Below are 12,190 nucleotides of genomic sequence, written 5' to 3' on the forward strand. Positions count from 1 at the left end.
TCGCCTGGCGGGAGGACGCGCTATGTCAGCAAGCGAAAAACTGATTGCGCAAACCATTCTGCAGGGGTTTGACGCGCAATATGGGCGCTTCCTCGAGATCACCGCTGGCGCTCAGCAGCGTTTCGAACAGGCCGACTGGCTGGCGGTGCAGCAGGCGATGAAAGCGCGTATCCATCTCTACGACCACCATGTCGGGCTGGTCGTAGAGCAACTGCGCTGTATCGGTCTGCCATATGACGCGGATTTTCTGACGCGCATCAAGGTTATCTACACCGATTTATTACCTGACTATCCGCGCTTTGAAATTGCCGAAAGCTTTTTTAATTCGGTCTACTGCCGCCTGTTTGATCATCAGGCGCTGACGCCAGAGCGGTTGTTTATCTTCAGCTCACAGCCTGAGCGCCGTTTTCGCACCATACCTCGCCCGCTGGCAAAAGCTTTTAGCGCACAGCAAGGGTGGCAACCGCTGTTGCAGCAAATGCTGGGCGATTTGCCTTTGCGTCTGCCGTGGCAGGATTTGCGCCGCGATATCGGTTATATCATTGCCCATCTGCAACAGAATTTTGCCGCCACGGAGCTGCAACAGGCGACATTAAAAGTGGCGAATGAGCTGTTTTATCGCAATAAGGCGGCGTGGTTAGTGGCAAAACTCTGTCTGCCATCCGGGGTATACGCTTTTTTACTGCCGGTTCACCGCAGCGATGCCGGTGAGTTATGGATCGATACCTGTTTAACCCGTAAACGTGAAGCCAGCATCGTCTTCGGCTTCGCCCGCTCCTACTTTATGGTGTATGCGCCACAGCCTGCCGCGCTGGTTGAATGGTTACGCGAGATCCTGCCCGGCAAAACCACCGCTGAACTCTATATGGCGATTGGTTGCCAGAAGCATGGTAAAACCGAAAGCTACCGTGAATATCTGCACTATACAGCCAGCACTAACGATCAATTTGTCGTGGCGCCCGGTATACGCGGGCTGGTGATGCTGGTCTTTACTCTGCCAGGTTTTGACCGGGTATTTAAGGTAATTAAAGACCGCTTTGCGCCGCAGAAAGAGGTGACGCCAGAGCGCGTGCGGCAGTGCTACCAGCTGGTGAAAGAGCATGATCGTGTGGGACGGATGGCGGATACCCAGGAGTTTGAAAATTTTGCCATTGAAAGGTCGCGCATTAGCGCCGAATTACTGGCGGAACTGCAGCGTGAAGTGGCAGAAAAGCTGGAAATTCGTGGCGAGATGCTGATTATCCGGCACCTCTATCTGGAGCGGCGCATGACGCCACTGAATATCTGGCTGGAGCAGGCGACAGACCAGCAGCGCCACGATGCGATTGAAGAGTATGGCAATGCAGTAAAGCAGCTGGCGGCGGCGAATATTTTCCCGGGCGATATGCTGTATAAAAATTTTGGCGTCACGCGCCATGGCCGCGTGGTGTTTTATGACTACGATGAAATCAGCTATATGACCGAGGTCAATTTCCGCGATATTCCGCCGCCGCGTTATGCGGAAGATGAACTCAGCTCTGAACCCTGGTATAGCGTGGCGCCCGAGGATGTTTTCCCGGAAGAGTTTCGTCACTATTTGTGTTGCGATCCGGCTATCGCCGCGCTATTTGAGCAGATGCATAGCGAGCTGTTCCGCGCCGATTACTGGCGCGGGCTGCAACAACGCATTCGCGATGGTTATATTGAAGATGTATATGCCTATCGACGGCGGCAGCGATTTAGTCAGCGAGATATGGCGGCTGTCATTAATGATGTCCGCCATATTCACGGGTAATCTCTTTCGCCGCTTTAATTACCAGCGCGCCGATTTCGGTTACGCGGTCGTCGGTAATGCGTGATATCGGGCCGGAGATGGAGATGGCGGCAAAGGGTTCGCCATGCTCATCATAGATGCAGGCGGCGACGCAGCGCAGACCCAGCGCATGTTCCTCATCATCAAAGGCATAACCGGTTTTACGCACCAGCGCCAGATTCTCCTTCAGGCTGTGCGGCGACATCAGCGTATGCGGCGTGTAGTGATACAACCCTTTACGGTGCAGCAGTTCAGTCACCTGCGGTTCGCTCAGATTAGCGAGAAACGCTTTGCCCGCGCCGGAGGCATGCATCGGCAACTTACCGCCAATTGGCGCCGACATGCGCATCAGCTGAGTACACTGCACCTGGTCGATAATCACCGCCTGATGGTCGCTTAGATCCAGCACCGCCAGATTGACGGTTTCGCCGGATGACTCCATCAGACTGCGCAGCATCGGATGCACCATCGCCAGCAGATTACGGCTCTGCAGAAAACTGCTGCCGACCACAAAGGCATGCGCACCGATGGTCCAGTAACCTAAGTCGCCGACCTGGCGGACAAACCCCAGCTGCTGCATGGTGGTCAGCAGACGGTGAGTGGTGGAGTTGGGCAGGCCTGATTGCTGAGCCAGTTCGGTTAACGCCACACTGCCGTGGGATTCCGCAATCGCTTCCAGCAGTTTCAGGCCGCGCGTCAGGGACTGAACCTGTCCGGTGGGCTGGGCTGTCGGGACGGCGGCGCTGCGCGGTTTTTTACCACGTTTAGTGGGAACGGGCGTGGCCATATCAGACTCGCTTATTTTTCAGAATGTGGAAATCATTTTCGTTTTATTGACTAATATTGCAACACACAGCGTTCTGGTCGGATCAGTCAGGGCGTTCAACTGAAAATGTCTCATCCGCCGTCGCTTTTACCGGTACAAAAGTTGTGCCAGTATGTCCTGCTGGTATTTCAGCCAGCGAGAAGACGGTGAAGAGGCGAGTGTGAGTAACAGAACAGAAGCGCTGCAACAGCAGCTCGCGAAACGCATCATGGTGCTGGATGGCGGCATGGGCACAATGATCCAAAGTTATAAGCTGGAAGAGAGCGACTTTCGCGGCGAGCGGTTTGCTGACTGGCAGAGCGATCTGAAGGGTAATAATGACCTGCTGGTACTGACACGGCCTGACATTATCAGCGCTATCCATGACGGCTATCTGGCCGCCGGTGCTGATATTCTCGAAACCAACACCTTTAACTCCACCACTATCGCGATGGCGGATTACCATATGGAATCGCTGTCGGCGGAGATTAACTTCGTGGCGGCGAAACTGGCGCGCGCCAGCGCCGATGAGTGGACAGCGAAAACCCCGCACCGTCCGCGCTATGTGGCTGGCGTACTGGGGCCGACCAACCGTACCTGCTCCATCTCACCGGATGTGAATGACCCGGCTTTCCGTAACGTCACCTTTGATCAGCTGGTGGAAGCCTACCGCGAATCGACGCGCGCGCTGGTGGAAGGCGGCTCCGATCTGATTATGATCGAAACGGTATTTGATACCCTTAACGCCAAAGCGGCGATCTTCGCGGTGCAGACTGAATTTGACGCGCTGGGCGTCGATCTGCCGCTGATGATCTCCGGCACCATCACCGATGCATCCGGGCGTACGCTCTCCGGTCAGACCACCGAGGCTTTCTATAACTCATTGCGCCATGCGCAACCGCTGTCATTTGGTCTTAACTGCGCGCTGGGCCCGGATGAGTTGCGTCAGTATGTGGCGGAGCTGTCACGGCTGGCGGAATGCTATGTTACCGCGCATCCGAATGCCGGTCTGCCGAACGCCTTTGGTGAATACGATCTTGATGCCACTATTATGGCTGAGCAGATTGGCGAATGGGCGCGGGCGGGATTCCTGAATATTGTCGGCGGCTGCTGCGGCACCACGCCGGAACATATCGCCGCGATTGCGCAGATTGTCGATGGCGTCGCGCCGCGCCAGCTGCCGGATATTCCGGTGGCCTGCCGCCTCTCTGGTCTTGAGCCGCTGAATATCAGCGCCGAATCGCTGTTTGTTAACGTCGGCGAACGTACCAATGTCACCGGCTCGGCGAAATTTAAACGGCTGATTAAAGAAGAAAAATATAACGAAGCGCTGGAAGTGGCACTGCAACAGGTAGAAAGCGGCGCGCAGATTATCGATATCAATATGGATGAGGGGATGCTCGACGCCGAAGCGGCGATGGTGCGTTTCCTCAATCTGATTGCCGGTGAACCTGATATCGCGCGCGTGCCAATTATGATCGACTCCTCTAAATGGGAGGTGATCGAGAAAGGGCTGAAATGCATTCAGGGCAAAGGCATAGTTAACTCTATCTCGATGAAAGAGGGAGTGGACGCTTTTATCCACCATGCGAAGCTGGTGCGTCGCTACGGTGCGGCAATGGTGGTTATGGCCTTCGATGAAGTGGGGCAGGCGGATACCCGCGCGCGCAAAATCGAAATCTGCCGTCGCGCCTATAAAATTCTGACCGAAGAGGTCGGTTTCCCGCCGGAAGATATTATTTTTGACCCGAATATCTTTGCCGTGGCCACCGGGATTGAAGAGCACAATAACTACGCGCAGGACTTTATCGGCGCTTGTGAAGATATTAAACGTGAACTGCCGCATGCAATGATCTCCGGCGGTGTCTCCAACGTCTCGTTCTCATTCCGGGGTAACGATCCGGTACGTGAAGCGATTCACGCGGTATTCCTCTATTACGCCATCCGCAACGGCATGGATATGGGTATCGTCAATGCCGGTCAGCTGGCGATTTACGACGATCTGTCGGCGGAGCTGCGTGATGCGGTCGAAGATGTGGTGCTGAATCGTCGCGACGACGGCACTGAACGCCTGCTCGAGCTGGCGGAAAAATATCGCGGCAGCAAATCTGGCGATGAAAGCAATAAACAGCTGGCGGAATGGCGCAGCTGGGAAGTGGAAAAACGGCTCGAATACTCGCTGGTAAAAGGCATCACCGAATTTATTGAAGCCGACACCGAAGAGGCGCGGCAGAAAGTGGCGCGTCCAATCGAAGTGATTGAAGGCTCGCTGATGGCCGGGATGAATGTGGTTGGCGATCTGTTTGGCGAAGGCAAAATGTTCCTGCCGCAGGTGGTGAAATCCGCGCGCGTAATGAAGCAGGCGGTGGCTTACCTGGAACCGTATATCGAAGCCAGTAAAGAGAAGGGCCAGACCAACGGCAAAATCGTGCTGGCGACGGTAAAAGGCGATGTCCACGATATCGGTAAAAACATTGTCGGCGTGGTGTTGCAGTGTAATAACTACGAAATTATCGATCTCGGTGTGATGGTGCCGGGGGAGAAAATCCTGAAAACCGCGCGTGAAGTGAATGCCGATATTATCGGCCTTTCCGGGCTGATCACCCCGTCGCTGGATGAGATGGTCAACGTGGCGAAAGAGATGGAGCGCCAGGGCTTTACCCTGCCACTGCTGATTGGCGGCGCTACCACTTCGAAAGCGCATACTGCGGTGAAAATTGAGCAGAACTACAGTGGCCCGACGGTATATGTGCAGAACGCTTCGCGCACCGTGGGCGTGGTATCGGCACTGCTCTCCGCTACCCAGCATGATGATTTTGTCGCGCGCACGCGTAAAGAGTACGACACCGTGCGTATTCAGCATGCGCGTAAAAAACCGCGTACGCCGCCGGTCAGCTTGCAGACTGCGCGTGATAACGATTTCGCTTTTGACTGGCAACACTATACGCCGCCGGTGGCGCATCGCCTCGGGGTTAGCGCGGTGGAGGCCTCTATCGATACGCTGCGTAACTACATCGACTGGACGCCATTCTTTATGACCTGGTCGCTGGCGGGCAAATATCCGCGCATCCTTGAAGATGAAGTGGTGGGAGAAGAGGCGAAGCGCCTGCTTGCTGATGCCAATGCGATGCTGGATCAGCTGCACAATCAGGGCACGCTTAATCCGCGTGGCGTGGTGGGAATTTTCCCGGCCAACCGTGTCGGCGATGATATTGAAATTTATCAGGATGAATCACGCTCCCATGTGATTCAAATCAGTCATCACTTGCGTCAGCAGACGGAAAAAACCGGCTTTGCCAACTACTGCCTGGCCGATTTTGTCGCGCCAAAATCCAGCGGTAAAGCCGACTATCTTGGCGCCTTTGCGGTCACCGGTGGGCTGGAGGAGGATGAGCTGGCGGCAGCCTTTGATGCGCAGCACGATGATTACAATAAAATCATGGTGAAAGCGCTGGCGGATCGTCTGGCGGAAGCCTTTGCCGAGTATCTGCATGAGCGGGTGCGTAAGGTAATTTGGGGCTTTGCCGCCAATGAAAATCTCAGTAATGAAGAACTGATCCGTGAAAACTATCAGGGCATTCGTCCGGCGCCAGGCTATCCGGCGTGTCCGGAGCATACCGAGAAGGCCACCATCTGGAAATTACTGGATGTGGAACGCCATACCGGCATGAAACTGACCGAATCTTTCGCCATGTGGCCGGGCGCGGCGGTGTCCGGCTGGTATTTCAGCCATGCCGAAAGCAAATATTTTGCTGTCGCCCAGTTGCAGCGCGATCAGATTGAAGATTACGCCGCGCGTAAAGGGATGCCGGTAACCGACGTCGAGCGCTGGCTGGCGCCCAACCTTGGCTATGATGCGGATTAAGCGGCGCTAAAAAGGCATGGGGCGCATCGGCTGGCGCCCCGTGCCGGTTACTTCTGCAGCCGTCGGGCGACCTCTTTGCGGACCAGTGGCTTAATTTCACCTGATGCATACAAAATATGCACCTCGCGCCCGCCTTGCGGGCCATAGATATGGACTCCGCTAATGAAAGGACTCCTCGTGGGATCTTCTCCCTCTTCCATCACGTGAATCAGCACTTGCATCGGTTCTTTATCGCTACGTTGCAGATCTGCATTGATGATGTTGATTAGGTGCAGTAACACCGGACTGTCCAGCGTTAACGTCTGCTCCTTAGTGGTATGCGGTTTCTGAATCAAGCCCCTTCTGACCAGCTCCCTGCTGTAATGTTTCACCAGGCGAGTGGCATTTGCATCGGGCTGGTAATACTGATTCATATGATGCACCAGAGACGCTATCAGGTGCTCATTGTAACCGGTGCCATCTGCCGATGAATTGATCCGTACCGGCACAAAATCAGGAACTGAACTCTGGCCGGTCACATTGAGTCGCTTTTTTTTGTCGATGCCGCCGTTATCTGAGGGCGCTGTACTCAGCCAACGGGTTAGCACACTGTCTGCTTTCCTTTGTTGTTCAGCCTGCCGCATTGCATTGGCAAAAATGATGGCGCCTCTGCTACTGTCCGCCTTATGGTTTTCTGACGGTGTTCGCCCGCTATCGATGAGTGTCGTAAGTGGTTGCTGTTGGCTGGCGGGCGTAACCAGTCGCGCCTCACCGGGGAATGGCGGGATGAGTGGCATTGCTATGTTGCCAGAGAACTGCGCCGCCATCCTGCGGGTTACTGGCGGGGAGGGCGGCGTTGTTATAATGCTGGAGAACTGCGCCGTCATCCTGCTGGCTGCTGGCGGGGAGGGCGGCGTTGTTATATTGCTGGAGAACTGCGCTGTCATCCTGCTGGTTGCTGGCGGAGAGGGTGGCGCTGTCACATTGCTGGAGAACTGCGCCGTCATCCTGCGGAGTGATGTCTGTTGCTGACTGTCGGGCTGCACGGGCATAACCTGTTCTGCCGCCTTACTGACAAATGTCGGGGGCAGAGATGTTGCTATATTGTCTGAGAAATGCCTGATCGTGGGTATTAATGGCGTGCTGACGTATTGCGTGGCTTCTGGCGCTGTGCTGCGGTTTCCCGGTGGAGCGGCTATCGTCGGCACTTCAGCTCTTTGCTGCCCCATCAGTCCGCCAGGGAACCGCTGCGCATAGGATGCGTTTTGAGCAATGCCGGAGAAACTGGCCATAATATTTTCAGCCATTTTTTCCGTGTTGCACAGCGGCGGATAGCCTGTTTGAAATTCTTTAGTGTTATCCTCCAGAATCTCCGTTACCTCGTAGCGCCTGCTGCCAGTGATAACAAGGCGCATAAACTCCTCTACTGTTACATAAGTGACAAGATTTACGCCGATGGGGAACTGTAATGTTTCGGTGACTTCCTCTATGACAGGACCTTTATAATTGGGCATAACGCCTATCTTCTGGTTGATGCCCTGTCTGACCAACTGATAAGGATCACAGAATTTATCATCCAGCTTATTTATAATATCTTTACGGCGGACTTTTACTACGAATTTTCCTTCGTACTTAGCGCTGTTATGAAGCATGCTCAAATTTTCTATCCCATGCCGGTTAATGGCAACTCCACTTTTCCTCACTAGCTTACTGTCAACCCAGTCGGTGAGCGTACAAACAACCAACACCTCCTTTTCAGACCACTCATTCATTATCCTCATTTGATCCAGAGCACGTTGCTGGATATCAGCAGAGACCTCTCCCTGCCAGTTTCGCCAGTTATCTTTCTTATCACGTTCAACTTGCCAGGCGCATGCCTGAAAAAAGTCGCGCAGTTCTCTTTCATAATGATATTTATGCAAGGCACACTCATGATAATATCGATTCAGACTGTGAATATATTCTTCCTGATAACTCTTAACCTCTTTTCTATACTTTTCTAAAGCATATTGTTTAACTTTAGGGGTGGCCTCCGTGATTTTTTCTTCTGCCATTGCTATTTTAAATATAAGACTTTCTGAAATATTCCCTTCATCGTCAATAAATTTAATAAAATTTTGCGGACTGCATTGGTTTTTACCCTCGTTATTTTTCTGAATAAATGCTTTAAATGCGTCATAATTATATATATCGCCTGTTAACTGGTACAGATTTTCAATCATCGGCTGACGCCGGGCATCAATTAATTCCTGCGGTTCTTTAATTTCTTCTTGTTGTCCATTAATCAATTTCTGCTGCTTATCACTCTCTTTGGGCCGGAATTCATTACGCATATTTTGCAGGATGGTATGGAAAAAATTGAAAGTGGCCAATCCATTCAAAAAAGTTAAATCACGGGAAAAACGAATTTCGTTGGAAATATCCATAATTCCTGCTTTTAAATCACCACCTTTATCGAGAAGTTCATGGATCCTGGCTTTTAAATTAACGCTCTCTTCTGGCGATAGTTTATCTAATTCCTGTCCGTATCCCTGTTTGTTTATTCGCTGTCTCTTTTCTGGGTTGCCTATAATATTGCAGGCCTTTTCAATATTTTCCCCTATAGCAGATGAGGTGGTATACAATTCAGAAATCGGACGTTCAGCTTCTTTCTTGATCAGATCCTGCATTTTTTTGAGTGTTTCTTTGATAAAAACCTTCAAAAATTCATGCGGCTGGCCTTTGATTTTATTTTCGGGAGACTTAATATTGCCTGACTTTAAAGCCTGATACAGCACGAAATCTAAAATACGAAGGCTTTTATCTGGTCGGGAAGCTTCGGGGATCTTCATCATGGCATAGATGCTATCTACGATTTTTTTCTTATCCTCTGCGACCAGATTAATATTAACTCTGTTTATGTTTTGGAAAAAAAGTGAAGTCAGAGAGAGTTTTAAGAAGCTATTTTTTAGCTCTGCCATGGCTTCTATATATCTGTTGTTTTGCTCAAGAAAAGCAAGAAATGCATTATGATTAAAAAAACTAACAACCTGTTGCTTAAATTCATCAAGAGTATTATTACGGTCGTAGAGAGTATTCTCGAATGAGGCCTGCAATACTCCAAGGTTAGCGATAATTTCAGGTTTTTTTATAAAAATCTTCTTCATCAAATCAAAGCTTTCGTTAATATTTGTAATTTCATTGAGAATGGTGAAGATATTAATATACATAACACCCAGGTGACTGATGTCCTCGATATGTGCCATGGTTAGTAACCGATCATTGCCATTGTTGTGGTTTTCAGTGAGGTCAGCAGAGGTGATATTTGCTTTATCTAAGTCATCTTCAAACATCTTATTTGATAATGACAATATCTCTGCTACTACAACGCTGAAGATAACATTTTTTACCCCATTTTTTTGGTATTTATCACGACTAAGTAAGAAATCCAGCATTTCACTCTTGATCTGCTTAGATTGTTTATTGTTGATATTGAGTTTAAGGCTTAGGTATTTATCGATCATGTTTTCCAGACTGAGACTGTAGTTTTTTGTGATTTGCGCTGGTGACAGATAAACGTTTAGTTGTCTGTTAATGACGTCGGCAATTTTAGTGACTTTATTCCTTGTATTACTATTAATATAGGTATGGACGATACCATTAATTGTATTTTCGACTGTCTCATCGACGTTGAGATTTTTCACATAGGGGCCAGCCCAATATTGAGAACTAGAGGTGTATTTCAACACCAGCTTATTATTCTCGCAATCTTTGCAATTATCGGGGTTCTCACAATTATCGGAATTATGGAAATTCTCATTGTTACGCATATGTTGCATTACCTGCACCAGGCGCGTAATATCGTTCCAACTGAATTTTCGTGGCAATAAAGCACCCGCCGCAATAATTGATGCGCAAACTTCTGTATTGGCTTCCTTATTAGCATCAGTATTAGCGTTACCAATTCCAGCAAAAAAAAAGTTATCGGAAACTTTCAACTGCTTAAAGAATTCATCTATTTTCAGCGTTGAAGGGTAAAGCTCTTTAATCTTTGCATAAAATTCAGCCGTCTCCCCACCAAGGTGATTAACTAAAAAATCTAATATAGTCAGGGAGTTAATTGTATTGACAAATTCTTCACACCGTCGCGGATCAGACAGCAGCAGGGGGCAGTGCTTATTGGCGATTTTTTCCAGCTGAAGGGCATCGATGATATTTTTTTGCAATGTCACATCCTTAGATAAAAGATTTTTTAATGTAATGTTGACACCACGACTTTGAATACCCAATAAGGTTTTAAAAAACTCATCGCGCTCCAGGTGGTTATATATTCCTGAACGCTTTAACATTATGGTGTTAAGCATTTCTTTGATCTCCCCCATCGTGCGCGCTTTTGGTATAATATTAAACACCCGCTGAAGACCGCTTAGATTACCTGAGTTGTTGAGTTTGTCTGATTTTATTTTTATTTCATTGACAATGAATTCTATATTTTCTCTGGCTTTCAGTGTGTTAAAATAAGCAAGGTGGTTATGTAATTTATCCAAAACCCCCCTGCCAAAGTGGGTGTTCATCAGTCTTTCCTTTACTCCTTCGTTTTCACACAGACAGGCGACACATTCCATTAAATTTTTCCCATCTAAATTAATTGCACAGATCTGATGAGGGTGTGAACCATTAATCGGACTGGACATTGCCTGAATTTTATCCAGCAAGACTTGCTGCTGCTGATCTAATTCAGTGATTGTCACGTCGCGAGGGAATACCTTTTTCATGTCAACTAATATAGATTCTCCCAGCCTGGTCTTGCTAAGATGTGCACGTAGATTTTTGTCGTCTAATATATGGTTGAATAATTCTATATAATCTCTGTTTATAAGAAAACCTGCCATTTTTGTATTAAACTCAGTTAAGTCGGGCTGAGAGGGTATACAAATGGCGCAAGTAGTGCCAATCAGTTCCCTTACCCCTTCTGGTGTAACCTGGTCAACTCTTTGTTCATATATTTTAATATTGGTTTCATAGGTGTTGGCTGCTAATTCGCGTAATGTGCTTCGAAGCTTTTCTTGCTCATTGATAATCTCTTTGCATATGTTGGCAGCAGTAGTTGCTACTGAAGTTTGTATGCCACTAAAATAGTTTTTATTCTGTGCGAAATGCTGTTCATCAATGGATAACAGCGTTTTATGGATTAACTTTCTATTTTCATGTGATGATAAGTTCGTCATGTTTTGTGGCGAAAACAGGTGTGTGTCAACAGGGGTGTAGTGGGTGGTGGTGGGCATTTTTTTTTTGCAACAAATATTTCGGACCTCAAGCGTGTCCTGGAAGACATTTTTGCCACTGGCTGTAAAATGTTGGGCATCGGATGGTAATCCTGTGTCACTGTCACGAAGCGCGCCCATGGTGATGGTTGCGCAGGGGTTGGATGCTATTGTCTTCGTTAAGTCATTTCCGCTCGCCTTTGAAATACTCCAGCTGCTGGATGTTTGTACGTTGGCAGAGGTTTGGATTAAATCTGTTGGCATAATTATCTTTCCTTAAATTTTCAGTTTTAGTCGTTGCGGGTCGCCTGTTCAACCTCTGGCGTTTAGCCTGCCGTTGTTTCCCGCCATTCTGGTATAGCAATCATCGGGTTAAAAAAGGTTACCTCAGACTGATTAAAATCATCAATAATGGCCGCATGTTTTGGCGTTTTTTAATAACTATTACGTAAATCATCCTGATATGATTTTATTGAAGTTAATATGCAGAAGGAGATGTTCTGCTA

General features: G+C 49.1%; 4 protein-coding genes. 2 read left to right on the forward strand and 2 right to left on the reverse strand.

Going from position 1 to position 12,190, the window contains the following annotated elements; genetic code table 11:
- Window positions 1-22 precede the first annotated feature (22 nt).
- Window positions 23-1,774 carry a bifunctional isocitrate dehydrogenase kinase/phosphatase gene (aceK, locus tag J2125_RS12630; protein WP_017801709.1) on the forward strand — a complete coding sequence of 584 codons (1,752 nt, stop codon included), beginning with the start codon at window positions 23-25 and terminating at the stop codon, window positions 1,772-1,774.
- On the opposite strand, the gene iclR is transcribed toward aceK, so the two are convergent.
- Window positions 1,746-2,579 (reverse strand): glyoxylate bypass operon transcriptional repressor IclR, encoded by an 834-nt coding sequence (iclR, locus tag J2125_RS12635; RefSeq protein ID WP_017801708.1) that lies wholly within the window; start codon window positions 2,577-2,579, stop codon window positions 1,746-1,748. The genes aceK and iclR overlap by 29 nt on opposite strands.
- A gap of 199 nt (window positions 2,580-2,778) precedes the next feature.
- Here iclR and metH point away from each other — a divergent pair, with 199 nt between their 5' ends.
- Window positions 2,779-6,462 carry a methionine synthase gene (gene metH, locus J2125_RS12640; protein WP_026111778.1) on the forward strand — a complete coding sequence of 1,228 codons (3,684 nt, stop codon included), beginning with the start codon at window positions 2,779-2,781 and terminating at the stop codon, window positions 6,460-6,462.
- A 47-nt stretch (window positions 6,463-6,509) separates the two neighbouring features.
- Here metH and J2125_RS12645 read toward each other — a convergent pair whose 3' ends face one another.
- A complete protein-coding gene (locus tag J2125_RS12645; protein ID WP_157819449.1) occupies window positions 6,510-11,948 on the reverse strand; it encodes a rhoptry family protein in 5,439 nt (1,812 codons plus the stop codon).
- Between the last annotated feature and the right edge of the window lie 242 nt (window positions 11,949-12,190).

The organism is Winslowiella toletana (assembly GCF_017875465.1).
GTDB classification, from domain to species: domain Bacteria; phylum Pseudomonadota; class Gammaproteobacteria; order Enterobacterales; family Enterobacteriaceae; genus Erwinia; species Erwinia toletana.